Consider the following 15,890-nt stretch of genomic DNA (forward strand, 5'->3'; position numbering starts at 1 on the left):
TTGGTTCAGGGAGGGCGCCGCGCGTATCGATTTTTCACAGGAGATCCTATCAATGTCCAAACTTCGAGTCCGTTTCGCTCCCAGTCCCACCGGCTATCTGCACATCGGCGGCGCCAGAACCGCCCTGTTCAACTATCTGCTTGCCCGCAAGGAGCAGGGGACCTTCGTCCTGAGGATCGAGGATACCGATCTCGAGCGTTCGAGCCGGGAGTCGGTCGACGCCATTCTGCGGGCCATGGAATGGCTCGAACTCGACTACGACGAAGGCCCCTACTACCAGTCCGAGCGTTTCGAACTCTACCAGCAGAAGATCGACCAGCTGCTGGCCGAAGGCAAGGCCTACCGCTGCTACTGCACGGCGGAGGAACTCGAGGCGAAGCGTCAGCAGGCCATCAACGAAAAGCGCAAGCCGAAATACGACGGGACCTGTCGTGACCGGAGCGACCAGCCGGCCGGTCGGCCGCACGTGGTGCGTTTTCGGGCGTCGCAGGAAGGCGAGACGGCCTTCGACGATCTGATCAAGGGGCCGATCAGCTTTCGGAACGACGAACTGGACGATCTGATCATCCGCCGTTCCGACGGTTCGCCGACCTACAACTTCGTCGTCGTGGTCGATGACGCCACCATGGGCATCAATCTCGTGCTGCGCGGCGACGACCATGTCAACAACACGCCGCGGCAGATCCAGCTCTACCAGGCCCTGGGCTACCCGGTCCCGCGCTTCGCCCACGTGCCGATGATTCTCGGCGCGGACAAGACCCGGCTCTCCAAGCGGCACGGCGCCACCTCGGTCATGGCCTACCGGGAGCAGGGCTATCTGCCCGAGGCGATGGTCAACTACCTGGTCCGCCTCGGCTGGTCGCACGGCGACCAGGAAATCTTCAGCATGGACGAGCTGATCGAGCTGTTCAGCCTGGACCATGTCGGTCGCTCGGCCGGGGTGTTCAACCCGGAGAAGCTGCTCTGGCTGAATGCCCACTACATAAAGACCGGCGACGCCGAGCGTCTTGCCGGCCTGATGCGGGAGAAGCTCGTCGCCGAAGGGATCGACGTCGCGGCCGGCCCCGATCCGGTGCGGGTGGTCATGTCGCTGCAGGAACGGGCCCGGACCATTGTCGAGCTGGCCGAAGGGGCGCGTTTCTTCTACCTCGACCGGGTCGAATACGACGAAAAGGATCGGGCGAAGCTGCTGACTCTCGCCCAGCGCCCGCTGCTGGAGAGGCTGAAAGAGGTTTTCGCCGGGGCGAAAACCTTCGCTGCGACGGAGCTGAAGCAGGGCTTTCAGGCCGTTCTCGACGAGCTGGGACTCGGCTTTGGCAAGGGGGCGCAGCCACTGCGGGTGGCGATGACCGGCAGCCGGGGCGGCCCCGACCTGTTCGAGCTGATCGAGATCCTCGGGCGTGAGCGGGTGGTCGCCCGCATCGATCAGGCCCTCGAGGCCCTGCGCTAGGTCCTTCCGACCGGGCGGAGCCGGTCGCTCCGCCCGGTTTTTGCTAAACCTGCCACGTCTTTCCGTCGACAAGTTGATGACGGCGGCATTGCCCATCGCATCGGAACGGAAAGACCATGTCCCAGACCCATCCACCGCAGAACGGTAATCTCATCCGGCTCGGCCCGTCGCTGCCGAAGCAGAATCACGAGGCGTGGGCTTCGCTGCAACAGGTTCTCGATGCCTTGCCCGATCCGGCGTGGGTGCTTTCCGCTGACGGCGAGGTGCGGCTGGTCAACGCCGCCGCCTGCCGCATTTACGGTCATGAGCTCAGGGAATGGCAGACGGCGACCTTTCTGCGCGCCGTGGGCCTTGGCCGGCGGGCCTTTGACCAGCTTGTCAGCCTGCTGCACGAGGAAGATTACCAGTACGTGGAGGGCGAGCACCGGCGCCGGAACGGCTCGCGTTTTCCAGCCGAGTTGCGCCTGCATCCGCTGCTGATCCAGGGAGCTTCCGCCGTCCTCGTTCTGGGACGCGACAACTCCGAACGCAAGAGCGCCGAGAGCGCCTTTCGCGAGATGCAGGCCCGTTTCCGGCAGACCTTCGAACATGCCGGATCCGGCATGGCTCTGGTTCTGCCCGAGGGATTCTTCCTCCAGGTCAACGAAGCCTTCAGCAAATTGGCCGGTTATTCCCGGCACGAGCTGCAGCAGCTCAACCTGAAAGATCTGCTGCATCCCGACGATGCCGTGCGCGCGTTCGGAGGGCTGGAAGGGTGCCGCAGCGGCGGCAAAGAGCCGCTGAATCTCGATCTGCGTTTCGTGCGTCCCGACGGCAGCCTGGTCTGGGGCGAGTTGTCGGCGACCTGGTTTTCAGCCGAGGATGACAAGACGGAATACTGGATCGTCCTGGTCCAGGACATCACCTCCCGCCGCCAGGCCGAAGAGGCCCTGGCGGCGAGCGAGGAGCGTTACCGCCAGGTCGTGCACCGGGTCAGGGACGTGCTCTTCCAGCTCGATGACGAGATCCGCTTTGTCTTTCTCAATCCGGCCTGGGAAAAGCTTACCGGTCTGGAATGCGGCAAGAGCCTCGGCCGGAGGCTGACCGAATTCGTCACCGAAAACCAGCGCGACAGCCTGCAGAATCTCTGCGTCAGCCTGAGGGAAGGGGAGCGGCAGGTCTGCGAGGGGGAATTCTTTTTCGAATTCACTCCCGGCCATGACCGCTGGCTGCGGGTGACCCTGATGGGCGATGGCTGTGGAACGGTGACCGGCACCCTGCACGACATCCAGGAGCAGAAGGTCGACAAGGACCGCCTGCTTGACGAACGCCAGTTTCTGCAGGCAGTCATCGACGGTGTCTGCGATCCGCTGCTGGTCGTCGGCCTCGACCACCGGGTGCAGCTGATGAACAAGGCGGCGCGGCGCAATGCCACCATGCTGTTGGTCGATGGCCACCATCCCTTCTGCTACCAGCTGCATCTCGGGCGACGGCAGCCCTGCAGCGGCGACTACCATCCCTGTCCCATGGCCGAGGTCCGCACCACCGGCCAGCCGGTGACCGTCGTTCACTATCGCGACGAAAAGGAAGGGGGGCAGCGGGTCTATGAGGTCCAGGCCTCGCCCTTTCGTGATGCCGACGGCAGGCTGTCGGGCATCATCGAGTCATTCAGGGATATCACCTATCTCTTTGAAGCCGAGGAGCAGCTGCAGGAAAAGGAAAGCCGGCTCGACTACCTGGTGCAGCATGACCTGCTTACCGGACTTCCCAACCGCAACCTCTTTCTGGTCCGTCTGCGCCGCATGATCAGCCGCGCCATGCAGTCCGGCAAGAAACTCGGGGTACTGCTGCTCGACCTCGACCGGTTCAAGAACATCAACGATTCGCTGGGACACGACATAGGCGACCTGGTGCTGTGCGAGGTCGCGAAGCGACTGACCACGACCCTGCGCGACAGCGATGTCGTCGCCCGTCTCGGCGGCGACGAGTTCATCGTCGTGCTCGACAGTCTCTCCGCCGCCGAACACGTCGAGGCAGTGGCGCGAAAGATTCTCGCCGCCCTGACGCCGCAGCTCGAAATCAGGGACTGCCAGCTGTTTCTCACCGGCAGCCTCGGCATCAGTCTTTTTCCCGATGACGGCGGCGAGCCGAAGGAGCTGCTCAAGGCGGCCGATACCGCCCTGTTTCGGGCCAAGCAGGCCGGCCGCAACAGCTTCAGCTTCTATACCCCGGACATGAACGCGCGCTCCAAGGAGTTGCTGCTGCTCGAGGCGTCCTTTCGCCAGGCAATCGAGGAGGAGCAGCTGGTGCTCCACTTCCAGCCGCAGATCGACCTGTTTACCGGTCATGTCCGGGGCGTGGAGGCCCTGGTGCGCTGGGAGCATCCGGAAAAGGGGATGATTTCGCCGGGCGATTTCATCCCCCTGGCCGAGGAGACGGGGCTGATCGTGCCGATGGGAGAATGGGTGCTGCGCCAGGCCTGCCGCCATGCCGTTCGCTGGCGTGATCTCGGTTTCGCTCCCATCCGGATGACCGTCAACATCTCGGCGCGGCAGTTTCTCAAGGAAAGACTGATCGAAACCGTGCTCGGGATTCTCGCCGAGACCGGACTCGAACCAGACGATCTCGAGCTGGAAATCACCGAAAGCATGATCATGCACGACATCGAGCGGGCCACGGGCATCATGAACCGGATCGCTGAAACCGGCATCCACCTGGCAATCGACGATTTCGGTACCGGCTATTCGTCCCTGGCCCATCTCAAGCGCTTTCCGCTCACCACCCTGAAGATCGACCGGGCGTTCGTCAAGGATATCGGCAGCAATCTCGAGGACGAGGCGATCATCAAGGCCATCATCGCCCTTGCCCACAGTCTCGACCTGCAGGTCGTCGCCGAGGGGATCGAGACCATGGAGCAGTACGGTTTCCTCAAGGAGAACGGCTGCGAACAGGGGCAGGGCTTTCTCTTCAGCAGGCCGGTGCCGGCCGATCGGATCAGTCCGCTGCTCCGGCCGCGTCCCCTGTTCTGAGACGCGCCGGACGCCAAGGGAGCCGTTCCGGCCGGGAGCTGGCGCAATGCCGGGGAGGCCGTAGGTGGTCACCTGCGGCAAAAGGTAAAAAAAGCCCTTGACCGGGCAGGGCAGGTCTGATAAATAACGGTTCCGCTTTTTGGGGTGTCGCCAAGCGGTAAGGCAGCGGACTCTGACTCCGCCATTCGGGGGTTCGAATCCTCCCACCCCAGCCAGAGATTATCGGCCGAAGGCCGTTGACAGGATAAAGCAGAGCTGCAACGCGAGAAGGTGGGGTCAGGCCCCACCTTTTCTCGTATGCGCCCGCCGGAGGATCGCGCATGTCCCGAGTCTTCCATTTCTGGCTGCCGCCGGACAACCACAGGGTCAGAACCGGAGCCGACCAGCGTGAAGTCGTTCTGCCCGCCATTCCCCTGCCGCTGCTCGAACCGGTCGCCGGTATTCCTTCCGACCAGGCGATCGGCGAAGGACTCTACGCCTGTCTGCGGCAGAACCCGGATGGCGACCACGCCGCCGCATACGCGCGCCTGCTGGCCGACGCCTATCCCCACTACCTGGCCGATCTCGCCGCCCAGGCGGTGATGATCGGGGGCAAGGAGGTCGATGCCCCCTATCTGAGGCGCATGATCAACTGCCTGAAGATACTCGCCCTGATTGAACCGGAGCGGGCCGACCTGCAGGCCCAGATCGGCCGTGGCTGGTTCCGGCTCGCCTTCGAGTTCCAGGAACTGCCATCGAGCCGCCGGCACCTGCTCGCCGCCCTGGGAGCCCTGAACCGCGCCAGGAGCCTAGGCGACCGTTCGGCCTCGACCCTCGACAGCCTCGCCCGGGTCAACTTTCTCATCGGCGATTACCTGGTGGCCCGGCAGTGCTGGCAGGAGCTGCTGGCGGCGGACGGTGATGAATCCCTGGCCGTCCGCATCCGCGGCCAGATCGAACGGATCGACAGCTGGGAGGTTCCCGACTACCCGCTGATGGACGATCTGGAGGCCATGGGACAGGCGCTGGAACTCCACGGACAGAAGGATTTCACCGCCGCCCTGCAGCGGCTAGGCGAAGTCGAGAAGCGGGGCGGGTTGCTGGCCGATTTCGCTCTGCCGCAGTTCTTTCACCTGGCCGGACTCTGCCACGAAGGGCTGGGGGAAGATCCGCGGGCCGAAGAGCGCTACCGCCAGGCCCTCGAGGTGGATGCCGACTTCGCCCCGGCGCGGGAGCGGCTGGCCGCTCTCGAACGGAAGCGACGGCGCGGCGCGATTGACAAGGGAACATCAGACTGATTTAATAACATCCCCGCAAGGCAATGCGAACCCATGACTGACGTGGAGGACGACATGAACCCCCTGGCCAAGGAACTGAACGAACTGATCGCCGCCGACAATCCGCACGTTCTGGAAATGCTGTCCGAGCTGGGACGGCAGCTCTTCTTTCCCAAGGGCATTCTGACCCAGTCGGCCGAGGCCAAGGAAAAGGCGCACCGCTTCAACGCCACCATCGGCATCGCCACCGAGGACGGCGGTCCGATGTATCTGCAGTGCATTCAGGACAAGCTCGCCGCTTTCGACCCCAGGGACATCTATCCCTACGCGCCGCCGGCCGGCAAACCCGAATTGCGCGACCTCTGGCGGGAAAAGATGCTGCGGGAAAATCCCTCGCTGCAGGGCAAGTTCTTCAGCAATCCCGTCGTCACCAACGCCCTGACCCACGGCCTGTCGATTGTCGCCGACATGTTTGTCGATGCCGGCGACCACATCGTGCTGCCCGACATGATGTGGGGCAACTACAACCTGACCTTCGCCGTGCGGCGCGGCGCCGTCATCCGCAAGCACAACACCTTCACCGCGCAAGGGGGATACGATGTCGCCGCCTTTGCCGAGACCCTGCGGCAGACGGCGCGGGAAAAGGGCAAGGCCGTGGTCCTGCTCAACTTCCCCAACAATCCGAGTGGTTATACGCCCAGCGCGGCGGAAGGGGAGGCCATTGTCGACGCCATCCGCAGTGTCGCCGATGAGGGCTGCAACGTCATCGCCGTGACTGACGACGCCTATTTCGGGCTCTTCTATGAAGACAGCCTGCAGGAGTCGCTGTTCGGCGCTCTGGCCAACCTGCATCCCCGCGTGCTGGCGGTCAAGCTCGACGGTGCCACCAAGGAAGAGTACGTCTGGGGTTTTCGCACCGGCTTCATCACCTTCGCCGGCGGCGAGGCGAAGGAGCAGCCCAGGCTGATCACCGCCCTGGAAAAGAAGACCATGGGCATCATCCGCGCCACCATTTCCAACTGCCCGCATCCGAGCCAGACCTTTGTCATAGAGGCGCTCAAATCCCCCGAGTTTCTCGCCCAGAAGGAGCAGAAATACCAGACCATGAAGGGACGGGCGCTGAAGGTGAAGGAGGTGCTCGATACCGGCAGATATGCCGACGCCTTCAGCTACTACCCCTTCAACTCCGGCTATTTCATGTGCCTGAAGCTGAAGACGGTCGACGCCGAGAAGCTGCGTGTTCACCTGCTCGACGCCTACGGAGTCGGCACCATCAGCATCGGCTCGACCGATCTGCGGGTCGCCTTTTCCTGCATTGCCGAGCAGGACATTCCTGAACTGTTTGAAACCATCTACAAGGCGGTCAAGGACATTGAATAGCTGTTTTCGTTTCCGGAAACTGAACCCTGACGACGTACGGGCCCGCACAAGCGGGCCCGTCTGTTTTCATGCGTACACCTGAGCTGAAAGCGATGCGCCCGGCGCTGGAGGCGGTGCCCGGGTTCGGCCGCCTGCTGTCCCGCCTTCGCCGAAACGGACAACCGGCCTGGCTGGTGGGCGGCGTCCTGCGCGACTGGGTCCTGGGACGACCCCTGGTGGATATCGACCTCGCCGTCGGACAGGACTGCGAACCTTTGGCGCGGCGTCTGGCCACGGAAGGGGACGGCTCCTGGTTCTGGCTCGACCGGGAGCGGGGGCAGTGCAGGGTGGTGCTGAGCGACGAGGCGGGCAGGACGTTCTGCTACGATCTCTCTCCCTTCAAGGGAGGCTCCCTGCTGGCCGACCTCGGGGAGAGGGATTTTACCATCAACGCCATGGCGTTGCCGCTGGACGAGGCCGAAGGACGGCTTGTCGATCCCTATGGCGGCATGCGCGACCTGGCCGGAAAAAGGCTGCGCGTGACCACGCCCGGAGTGATGCAGCAGGACCCCTTGCGTATCCTGCGAGGGCTGCGTTTCGCCCGGATTCTCGAGTTCGATTTCGATCCGCTGACCTTCGAACTGATGAAGAGGGCGGCGCCGACGATGATCGATCTGCCCGGCGAACGCGTAAGCATGGAGCTGGCCCTGATTCTGTCCCTGCCGCTGCGGCGGAAGTTGCTGGCGGAAATCGAACGCCTGCACCTGTTTGCGTCTCTCGGCCTGAAGAAGGTCGGTTTCTGGTCGACTCCGGAAGAACAGACGCGAATCCAGGCGCTGGAAGCGGCCATCGCCGCCGTACCGGAGCGCCTGGCGGCCCGGGACATTGCCGGGGGCTGGAGCGCAGCAGCGCTCGTCCGGCTCCATCTGCTGCTGAAGGCGCCGGACGAGGACGCCGTTCGCGCCCTGGCCGCGCGCCTCAGGCTGCCGCGCAACGCTCTCAAGGCCCTGCTCGGCCTGCATCGGCTGGAGAACCTGTCGCTGCCGCCGGTTCCGGCGACCAGCCGCCGCCGGAGACTCTGGCTGCAGCAGTTGCCGGGGCATCCGGGCTGCTGTCTTCTCCACTTTCTCGCTTTCGGCCGGCAAGGGGAATCCGACGCCTCCGGGCCGGCGCTGCTGGCCGCCGACGCGCTTGCGCTCGCCGCCGGAGAGATTCCTCCGCCGCTGGTGCCGGCGACGGAGCTCGCCGCCGAGCTGGGCATTGCCCGTGGACCGCTGGTCGGGCGGCTGCTCCAACGGCTGGTTTCGGCCGAAATCGCCGGCCTGGTCGATGATCGCACGGAAGCGATCGACTGGCTGAAAAAAGAGCTGGAGATGGGCATTGACAAAGGGAGTAACCCTACCTAAAATGAGCATCCGCAAGCGGGAATAACTCAGTGGTAGAGTGTCAGCTTCCCAAGCTGAAGGTCGCGGGTTCGAATCCCGTTTCCCGCTCCAGACAGTCCAGCCCCGGCGGCAGCCGGGGCTTTTCCGTTTCACCCCCTTTGCTTCAACCCGGCTGCCGTGCCAGAATGGAAGCTGGAGCAGGAGAAGAGATGGCCGAGGCGAAAAAGAGACTTATGGCGGTGCGCTGCCCCAGTTGCGGCAAAAAGACGTCCTATTACGGCAACCCGCAGCGTCCTTTCTGCTCCGAGCGCTGCCGCAATCTCGATCTCGGGGCCTGGGCGGACGAGAGCTACCGGATCCCCGGGCCGCCGACCCTGGTCGACGAGGAGACCGGCAACTGAGGCAAACCGTCCTGCCGGGCTTGCATTTCGGCTGTCGTCAACGCATCATGACCGTGGAGGTGCCTGCGTGTACCGTTTGACCATTCAGACCCATTTTGCCGCCGCGCACAACCTGATCAACTACCAGGGCGACTGCGAGAACCTGCATGGCCACAACTGGAAGGTCGAGGTTCAGGTCAGGGCGCATCAGCTCGACGCGGCCGGTCTCGGCATCGATTTCAAGGTGCTGAAGAAGGAAGCCAACCGGCTGCTCGACGAACTCGACCACAAGTACCTGAACGACCTCGAGCCGTTCAAAGACATCAGCCCCTCATCGGAGCACATCTGCCGCTTTCTGTTTGAACGGCTCTCCGCCCGACTCAATTCGGACAATGTCCAGGTCGACGAGGTCCGGGTCTGGGAGTCGGACAACGCCTGCGCCAGCTATCGCCTTGACTGAACTCGGCCTGAAAGAGATCTTCTCTTCCCTCCAGGGGGAAGGGATTTACATCGGCTGCCGGCAGATTTTCGTTCGGCTGACCGGGTGCAATCTCGCCTGCCGTTACTGCGACACCGACTTTCGGCCGACGTCCGTCTGTCGCATCGAGACGGAGCCCGGCTGCGGCCGGTTCCGTGAGGTGGAAAGCCCCTTGGCCGCCGTGCAGGTGAGCGCCCTGCTGCAGCGCTGGCAGGCGTCTTTCCCGGGGCTGCACCAGGCGATCACCCTGACCGGGGGCGAACCGCTGCTGCAGGCGACCGCCCTGGCTCAGTGGCTGCCGCAACTGGGCTGCGAGTTGCCGGTGCACCTGGAAACCAACGGCACATTGCCTGAGCAGGCGCAGGCGCTGCGCCCCTGGATCGATTTCTTTTCGATCGATCTGAAGCTCTCTTCGGTGACGGGGGAACCGACGCCCTGGAAGGCGCATCGGCGTTTTCTGGAAGTCTGTCGGGGCAAGGCGGCCCAGGTCAAGATCGTGGTCGCTCCCGGGCTGGACGAGCGGGAGCTGCGGCAGGCGGCCGAACTCGCCGCAGCCTGTCTGCCTCAGACTCCGCTGATCCTGCAGCCGGTGACGGCGGAAGGCCGCCCGTTGGTGCCGGGCGGGCAGCTGCTGTCATGGCAGACGGCGCTGAGCCGGACGCATCCCGACTGCCGGGTGATACCTCAGGTTCATCCCCTGCTGGCCGTGTTCTGAGGGCGGTGTCTACTCCTCGATGACCCTGTTCAGCTCTTCGAGCAGGCCCTCGACATCCACCTTGTGCACATCCGCTCCGCCTTCAATCGCCTCATACTGGGCGATCTGGCATTCGTTGCATTCGAGACCGAACTTCTTGAATACGCTGATGGTCTGTGGAAATTTTCGGATAATCTCCCCGATGGTCATCTCTCTGGTAATCATCTCGTTCCTCGCGCAACGGGTTCAGGATCTGTCGGTCAGCTTCGCCAGCAGGGCGTCCCTGACCGGCTCCGGCACAAAGGCGTCGACATTGCCGCCCAGCGAGGCCACCTCCTTGACGATCGACGAACTCAGGTAGCCGTAGGGTACGGAGGTCATCATGAACAGGGTCTCCACCTGATCGCAGACGGCATGGTTCATCTGGGCGATCTGAAATTCGTACTCGAAGTCGGAAACCGCCCGCAGGCCACGCAGAATGACCCGGGAGCCGATCGATGTCATATAGTTGACCAGCAGCCCGTCGAAGGTGTCGACCCGCAGCCGGGGATTGTCGCCCACGACCGCCCGGATCAGTTCGACCCGTTCGCTGGTGGTGAAAAGAGCCTTCTTTTCCGCATTGCGGGCGACGGCGACGACGATCTCGTCAAAGACGTCCAGCCCCCGGTGGATGATGTCGAGATGGCCGTAGGTGATCGGGTCGAACGAGCCCGGATAGACGGCGATGTGTCTGGTCATGGTCAATCCTCGTGGGTGAAAAATTCGATTCTGACGCGGCCGAAGCGGCGCTCGAGCAATCTTTGCAGTCGAAGCGGTGCGCCGGTCGGGGGTTCTTTGCGGTCGGTCTCGACCACGATCAGGCCCGCCTCGGCCAGCAGGTCTGCCTCGGCCAACTGCTGCAGTACTCTTTCGGCGAGGCCGCTGTGGTAGGGCGGATCCATGAAGATCAGATCGTATTTTTCGCCGGCCAGCCGGCCCAGTGACTTCACGACGTCGGCGCGCAGCAGCCGGCCTCTGTCGCTCATCCGGCAGTGAGCCAGGTTTTTGCCGACAATCCGGGCGGCGGTCGCCCCGTTGTCGATGAAGAGCGCCTCACGGGCGCCGCGGCTGAGGGCCTCGATGCCCATGGCGCCGCTGCCGGCGAACAGGTCGAGCACCCGGCAGTCGTCGAAGCTGTCCAGACGGCTGGCCAGCATGTTGAAGACGGCTTCGCGGACCCGGTCCGGCGTCGGGCGGACGTCCCTGCCGGTAAATGTCGCCAGTCGGTGCCCCCTGGCGGTTCCACTGATGACACGCATAATAGATCACCTTCTCAACAGCTTGAAAACGCTAGCATGTCAAGGCTTTGAGGGTCAAGTACCACCGCCTCGGCTCCGTTCGGCCGGCAGGAGCTGTCCGCTTGACATCGGCCGGGCTTCCACCTACCTTCGCAGCTGAGAGGAGATCCAGGCGCCTGCCGCAACGGCGTCGCAACCCGGAGAGGAAAGAGATGGAACGACCGGATCTGGCCCCCTACGCCGCCCGCAGCAGTGCCAGCCGCGGGCGGCGCTATCCCGAGCCCTACAAGGACGACCGTCCTGCCTTCGAGCGGGATCGCGACCGCATCATTCACTGCGCTGCCTTTCGGCGTCTCGAATACAAGACCCAGGTCTTCGTCAACCATGAGGGCGATTACTACCGGACCCGGTTGACCCATTCCCTGGAGGTGGCCCAGATCTCCCGGGGGATCGCCCGGCGGCTGCGGTTGAACGAGGATCTGACCGAAGCTCTGGCCCTGGCCCACGACCTGGGCCATACCCCTTTCGGCCACACCGGCGAGGATGTACTTAATCGCCTGATGCGCGATCATGGCGGCTTCGAGCACAATCGCCAGTCGCTGCGCATCGTCGAGGAGCTGGAAGAGCGCTATCCCGGTTTCCCCGGCCTGAATCTCAGCTGGGAGACGCGGGAAGGAATCATCAAGCATTCGACCGACTACGACCACCCCGACATCGACGCCGCCGGCGACTACGATCCGGGTCGGCGGCCGTCCCTCGAGGCGCAGATCATCGATCTGGCGGACGAGATCGCCTACAACAACCACGACATCGACGACGGGCTGAAATCGGGCTACATTGCGCTTGCCGACCTGCAGGAAATCGGGCTCTGGCGCGAAACCTGGCAGCAGGTCGAAGAGAAGCATCCCGGCATCGACGAGGAACGGCACATCCACCAGACCATCAGCCACCTGATCGGACGTCTCATCACCGACCTGGTGCGCCAATCGCGCGAAAACATCGAGGCGGCCGGAGTGCAAACCCTGAACGACGTGCGCCGCCAATCCCGCAGGCTGATCGGATTCAGCGACGAAATCCATTCAAAAAACAAGGAGTTGAAGTCATTCCTTCATAAAAAACTTTATCATCATTTCAAGGTAGAGCGGATGCGGGTCAAGGCGGAGCGCTTTTTGACCATGCTGTTCGAAAGCTATGTCGCCAATCCGGCGCTTCTTCCCGACAGCTACCGGAAGAAATGTGAAAAGGATGCGGTCGAAAGGGTGGTCTGCGATTACCTCGCCGGCATGACCGACCGCTACGCCCAGGACGAGTACAAGCGTCTGTTCGAGCCCTTCGAACGTGTTTGACAAGACGGCGCAACGGGGTAAGGTGTTGACAGGCTCTTCTGCCGGGGAGGGCGGCCATGAACACCCTGCGCCGGATTCGCGACTTTTCACTGTCTAAAACCGGGTTCGAAACCCGGATTGTCGTCTTATATCTCCTCATCGGGACCGGCTGGGCCCTGTTTTCCAATCCGGTGGTCGCCTGGCTGGTCGACGATCCCGAACTTCGGGCCCGCATCTATCCGTTGCGCGACCTGGTCTTCTTCCTGGTTACCGGACTCTTTCTCTACCGTCTCTTGTGCAGCTACCTGCGCACGATCCACGAGCGGGACCGCTACCTGGAGCACGCCGCCTACCATGACGACCTGACCGGCCTCTACAACCAGCGCTTTTTCAACCGGGAGGTCGCGTCCTGGACCGAAAAGCCGGATCGCGGTTCTTTCGCGCTGCTCTTTCTCGACCTCGACAGGTTCCGCATCGTCATCCGCACCCTGGGACACGACACCGGCAACCTGCTGCTGCAGGAAATCGCCTCCCGGCTTGCCGACTGCATCGGCGAAAAGGCCTGCCTGGCACGGTTCTCCGGCGACGAGTTCGCCATTCTGCTGCCCGACATCCGCTCGAGCGAGGATGCCGGAACGATGGCGGAACGGATCCTGGGCTGCCTGAAGAAGCCGTTTCCCTTTATCGAACACGGCATCCACCTGACCGCCTCCATCGGCATCGCCATCTATCCGGGGGACGGCCACGATGCCGCCTTGCTGCTCAAGAACGCCGATATCGCCCGCAGCCGCGCCAAGGAGATGGGTGGTAACGGCTTCCAGTTCTACTGTCCCGCAATGAACGAAAGCTTTCTGCAGTCGCTGGTGATGGAAAACCGTCTGCACAAAGCCCTCGAGAAACGGGAACTCGGGGTCCGCTACCAGCCGCTGCTCGATCTGCGAAGCAACTCCCTGGCCGGGGTCGAAGCCCTCATCTGCTGGAAGGATCCGGAGGGAGAGTCGGTTTCACCCGCCCGCTTCATCCCCCTGGCCGAAGAGACCGGGCTGATCGAGCCAATCGGCGAATGGATTCTGCAACAGGCCTGCCAGCAGAACCGGTCGTGGCAGACGAAGAACCTGCCGCCGATCAGGGTTTCGGTCAACGTCTCGGCCCGGCAGTTCCATCGCCGGAACTTCACCCGGGTGGTCGAGCGGGTGCTGGAGACGACGGGACTGGAGCCGCGCTGGCTGGCGCTGGAAGTCACCGAAACCGCCCTTATGCAGGATGTCGAGCGGGCCCGGGCGACGCTGGCGGTGCTCAGACAGCTGGGGGTGGGGATCGTCATCGACGACTTCGGCACCGGCTACTCGAGTCTCAGCTACCTGAAGCAGCTGCCGGTCGATGTGCTGAAGATCGACCAGTCCTTCGTCGAGGGCGTGCCGCGGGCGTCCGAGGATTCGGCGCTGACCGGGGCCATCATCGCCATGGGGCACGCCCTGGGGCTCGAGATTGTCGCCGAGGGGGTCGAGCGCCTGGAGCAGAAGGAATTCCTCCAGGGCAAGGGATGCGACAAGATCCAGGGGTATCTCTACCATCCGCCGTTGCGTCCCGACCAGGTTGCGGCGCTGCTGCTGGAGAGGAAGCTGCGGACGACGGTCATCGACTGAGGGTTCAGGGCAGGATGATCACCGGCTCCTTGGCCGGGCGGTAGAGGAGGATGGTTCGGCCCAGAATCTGGGCGACGGCGGCGCCGCAGTTCTTCGACAGTGTTTCGGCGACCTCCTTGCGATCGAGAACGCAGCCTTCCTGCAGCTTGATCTTGATCAGTTCGTGGGCCGTCAGGGCTTCGTCGACCGCCCTGATGAGGGAGGGCGTGATGTCGTCCCTGCCGACCATCACCACCGCCTGCAGATGATGTCCGAGGGAACGCAGATAGCGTTTCTGTTTGCCGGTCAAGGTCACCATGTCACTCTCCGGTATCGATTGGTGTTGCGCGGTCATGGACTGCGGTGCGCCGGTAATGAGCTCGCCGATTCAGGCCTAGTGTTTATATAGCCACCGCCGCCCGGAGGCAAGGACAAAGATGCCCCTGTTCCCGTGGTGCCGGGTGTCGTAAACTGCAGAGCATGAGGAAAACAGCCCGCTGCCTTCTGCCGCTGCTCTGTCTGCTGCTGTCCGGCTGCACGGATGCCTCCTACTACCTGCAGAGCATCACCGGCCAGTGCCGCATCCTTCTGGCCCGCAAAGAGATCAGTCAGCTGCTGGCGGACTCCGAGCTCGAGCCCGCCCTGCGGCGGAAACTGGAGCTGGTTCTGCGGCTGCGTAACTTTGCGGCCGACGAACTGCATCTGCCCGTGGAAGGCTGTTATCGTACCTACGCCGACCTGAACCGTCCCTATGCCGTGTGGAACGTGGTGGCCACGCCCGAATTTTCGCTTGAACCGCTCCGCTGGTGTTTTCCGGTGGTCGGCTGCGTTCCCTATCGCGGGTACTTTTCCGAACAGGCGGCGCTGGCGTTCGCCGACCGGCTCGCGGCCCGGGGGAACGATGTTCTGACCTGCGGCGTGGCCGCCTATTCGACCCTCGGCTGGTTCGACGACCCGGTACTCAACACCTTCGTCGACAGATCGGACGCGGACCTGGCCGGCCTGATCTTTCACGAGCTGAGCCATCGGCTGCTCTATGTCGCCGACGATGCCGGCTTCAGTGAATCCTTTGCCCGCTTCTTCGAGATCGAGGGCGTCAGCCGCTGGCTGCGAAAACAGGGGCGAAGCGATGAACTGGCCCGCTACCGGCGGCGGCTCGAGCTGACGGACGCGATTCACCAGTTGGCTCGGCAAATCCGCGACCGGCTCGACGCTCTCTACCACAGCGACCTGGATGCCGCCGCCAAGCGGCGGGAGAAGAAGAGGCTTTTCGCCGCCTTCGCCGCCCGGGCGGCCGCTATCGCCGCCAGGCACGGAGCGAAACTTGCCGACTGGCTTCAGCCGGAGAGGCTGAACAATGCCCGTTTCGTCATGCTGGCGACCTACCAGGACCTGGTTCCCGCCTTCCGGCACCTGCTGACCGCCAACGGCGGCGATCTCGAGGCCCTCTACCGGCAGGTCCGCACCATCGCCGGGCAGCCTGCCGCCGAACGGCGTCGGGTCATGACCTTCTGGCAACGGCGTCAGCGGTCGCCGGAGTTGCGCGCCGCCGCCGGCCACTGACGGAATCTGCACCTCGCCGTTCGCTTTTCCTTTACAGTCTCCGGAATTTTTTTTATGTTCTGATACTTGTGCAAAGGCCCGAACGACATT

Annotated in this window: 15 protein-coding genes and 2 tRNA genes; 13 read left to right on the plus strand and 4 right to left on the minus strand. The window is 63.4% G+C overall.

From position 1 onward, the window contains the following. Positions 1-52: 52 nt before the first annotated feature. From gltX to EDC39_RS02375, 10 genes are all read left to right on the plus strand, one after another. Entirely contained in the window at positions 53-1,450 is a 1,398-nt protein-coding gene (gene gltX / locus EDC39_RS02330) for a glutamate--tRNA ligase (RefSeq protein WP_148894492.1), read from the plus strand. Positions 1,451-1,566: 116 nt separating this feature from the next. After that, the gene (locus EDC39_RS02335) at positions 1,567-4,458 is read left to right on the plus strand and encodes an EAL domain-containing protein (RefSeq protein ID WP_148894493.1); all 2,892 of its coding nucleotides are present in this window, start codon (positions 1,567-1,569) and stop codon (positions 4,456-4,458) included. Between the two features lie 140 nt (positions 4,459-4,598). After that, positions 4,599-4,673 (plus strand) — tRNA-Gln (locus EDC39_RS02340). A gap of 105 nt (positions 4,674-4,778) precedes the next feature. Further along, on the plus strand, positions 4,779-5,735 hold the full coding sequence (locus EDC39_RS02345; protein ID WP_148894494.1) for a tetratricopeptide repeat protein: 957 nt from the start codon (positions 4,779-4,781) through the stop codon (positions 5,733-5,735). A gap of 54 nt (positions 5,736-5,789) precedes the next feature. Then, positions 5,790-7,094 carry an aminotransferase class I/II-fold pyridoxal phosphate-dependent enzyme gene (locus tag EDC39_RS02350; protein WP_148894620.1) on the plus strand — a complete coding sequence of 435 codons (1,305 nt, stop codon included), beginning with the start codon at positions 5,790-5,792 and terminating at the stop codon, positions 7,092-7,094. A gap of 68 nt (positions 7,095-7,162) precedes the next feature. Then, the gene (locus EDC39_RS02355) at positions 7,163-8,479 is read left to right on the plus strand and encodes a tRNA nucleotidyltransferase/poly(A) polymerase family protein (protein ID WP_148894495.1); all 1,317 of its coding nucleotides are present in this window, start codon (positions 7,163-7,165) and stop codon (positions 8,477-8,479) included. A gap of 15 nt (positions 8,480-8,494) precedes the next feature. Further along, positions 8,495-8,569: transfer RNA gene (locus EDC39_RS02360), tRNA-Gly, on the plus strand. Between the two features lie 98 nt (positions 8,570-8,667). After that, positions 8,668-8,859, plus strand: a complete 192-nt coding sequence (locus EDC39_RS02365; protein WP_148894622.1) for a DNA gyrase inhibitor YacG — start codon at positions 8,668-8,670, stop codon at positions 8,857-8,859. Between the two features lie 67 nt (positions 8,860-8,926). Beyond that, on the plus strand, positions 8,927-9,298 hold the full coding sequence (queD, locus tag EDC39_RS02370; RefSeq protein ID WP_148894496.1) for a 6-carboxytetrahydropterin synthase QueD: 372 nt from the start codon (positions 8,927-8,929) through the stop codon (positions 9,296-9,298). Next, the gene (locus EDC39_RS02375; RefSeq protein ID WP_187426603.1) at positions 9,291-10,031 is read left to right on the plus strand and encodes a 7-carboxy-7-deazaguanine synthase QueE; all 741 of its coding nucleotides are present in this window, start codon (positions 9,291-9,293) and stop codon (positions 10,029-10,031) included. The genes queD and EDC39_RS02375 overlap by 8 nt, the downstream gene beginning before the upstream one ends. A gap of 9 nt (positions 10,032-10,040) precedes the next feature. Here EDC39_RS02375 and EDC39_RS02380 read toward each other — a convergent pair whose 3' ends face one another. Genes EDC39_RS02380 through rsmD form a run of 3 tightly spaced genes read right to left on the minus strand, consistent with a single transcriptional unit; the run spans position 10,041 to position 11,308 of the window. Then, the gene (locus EDC39_RS02380) at positions 10,041-10,235 is read right to left on the minus strand and encodes a DUF1858 domain-containing protein (protein ID WP_148894498.1); all 195 of its coding nucleotides are present in this window, start codon (positions 10,233-10,235) and stop codon (positions 10,041-10,043) included. A gap of 21 nt (positions 10,236-10,256) precedes the next feature. Continuing rightward, positions 10,257-10,748 carry a pantetheine-phosphate adenylyltransferase gene (gene coaD, locus EDC39_RS02385; protein ID WP_148894499.1) on the minus strand — a complete coding sequence of 164 codons (492 nt, stop codon included), beginning with the start codon at positions 10,746-10,748 and terminating at the stop codon, positions 10,257-10,259. 2 nt (positions 10,749-10,750) lie between these two features. Beyond that, entirely contained in the window at positions 10,751-11,308 is a 558-nt protein-coding gene (rsmD, locus tag EDC39_RS02390; RefSeq protein ID WP_148894500.1) for a 16S rRNA (guanine(966)-N(2))-methyltransferase RsmD, read from the minus strand. Positions 11,309-11,499: 191 nt separating this feature from the next. On the opposite strand from rsmD, the gene EDC39_RS02395 reads away from it, so the two are divergent. Together EDC39_RS02395 and EDC39_RS02400 are read left to right on the plus strand one after the other, a co-directional pair. Beyond that, the gene (locus EDC39_RS02395; RefSeq protein ID WP_148894501.1) at positions 11,500-12,633 is read left to right on the plus strand and encodes a deoxyguanosinetriphosphate triphosphohydrolase; all 1,134 of its coding nucleotides are present in this window, start codon (positions 11,500-11,502) and stop codon (positions 12,631-12,633) included. Between the two features lie 56 nt (positions 12,634-12,689). After that, positions 12,690-14,258 (plus strand): putative bifunctional diguanylate cyclase/phosphodiesterase, encoded by a 1,569-nt coding sequence (locus tag EDC39_RS02400; RefSeq protein ID WP_148894502.1) that lies wholly within the window; start codon positions 12,690-12,692, stop codon positions 14,256-14,258. Positions 14,259-14,262: 4 nt separating this feature from the next. Here EDC39_RS02400 and yhbY read toward each other — a convergent pair whose 3' ends face one another. Beyond that, positions 14,263-14,556 carry a ribosome assembly RNA-binding protein YhbY gene (yhbY, locus tag EDC39_RS02405; protein WP_148894503.1) on the minus strand — a complete coding sequence of 98 codons (294 nt, stop codon included), beginning with the start codon at positions 14,554-14,556 and terminating at the stop codon, positions 14,263-14,265. 161 nt (positions 14,557-14,717) lie between these two features. Between yhbY and EDC39_RS02410 the strand changes: the two genes are divergently transcribed. After that, the gene (locus EDC39_RS02410) at positions 14,718-15,800 is read left to right on the plus strand and encodes an aminopeptidase (protein ID WP_148894504.1); all 1,083 of its coding nucleotides are present in this window, start codon (positions 14,718-14,720) and stop codon (positions 15,798-15,800) included. Positions 15,801-15,890 lie beyond the last annotated feature (90 nt).

The organism is Geothermobacter ehrlichii, from assembly GCF_008124615.1.
GTDB classification, from domain to species: Bacteria; Desulfobacterota; Desulfuromonadia; order Desulfuromonadales; family Geothermobacteraceae; genus Geothermobacter; species Geothermobacter ehrlichii.

Coding starts and splice junctions, on each gene's coding strand:
- yhbY (WP_148894503.1), bottom strand. CDS start 14,556: ATGGTGACCTTGACCGGCAAACAGAAACGCTATCTGCGTTCCCTCGGA.
- EDC39_RS02380 (WP_148894498.1), bottom strand. CDS start 10,235: ATGATTACCAGAGAGATGACCATCGGGGAGATTATCCGAAAATTTCCA.
- EDC39_RS02355 (WP_148894495.1), top strand. CDS start 7,163: ATGCGTACACCTGAGCTGAAAGCGATGCGCCCGGCGCTGGAGGCGGTG.
- EDC39_RS02345 (WP_148894494.1), top strand. CDS start 4,779: ATGTCCCGAGTCTTCCATTTCTGGCTGCCGCCGGACAACCACAGGGTC.
- EDC39_RS02410 (WP_148894504.1), top strand. CDS start 14,718: ATGAGGAAAACAGCCCGCTGCCTTCTGCCGCTGCTCTGTCTGCTGCTG.
- EDC39_RS02365 (WP_148894622.1), top strand. CDS start 8,668: ATGGCCGAGGCGAAAAAGAGACTTATGGCGGTGCGCTGCCCCAGTTGC.
- rsmD (WP_148894500.1), bottom strand. CDS start 11,308: ATGCGTGTCATCAGTGGAACCGCCAGGGGGCACCGACTGGCGACATTT.
- EDC39_RS02335 (WP_148894493.1), top strand. CDS start 1,567: ATGTCCCAGACCCATCCACCGCAGAACGGTAATCTCATCCGGCTCGGC.
- EDC39_RS02395 (WP_148894501.1), top strand. CDS start 11,500: ATGGAACGACCGGATCTGGCCCCCTACGCCGCCCGCAGCAGTGCCAGC.
- EDC39_RS02400 (WP_148894502.1), top strand. CDS start 12,690: ATGAACACCCTGCGCCGGATTCGCGACTTTTCACTGTCTAAAACCGGG.
- EDC39_RS02350 (WP_148894620.1), top strand. CDS start 5,790: ATGAACCCCCTGGCCAAGGAACTGAACGAACTGATCGCCGCCGACAAT.
- gltX (WP_148894492.1), top strand. CDS start 53: ATGTCCAAACTTCGAGTCCGTTTCGCTCCCAGTCCCACCGGCTATCTG.
- coaD (WP_148894499.1), bottom strand. CDS start 10,748: ATGACCAGACACATCGCCGTCTATCCGGGCTCGTTCGACCCGATCACC.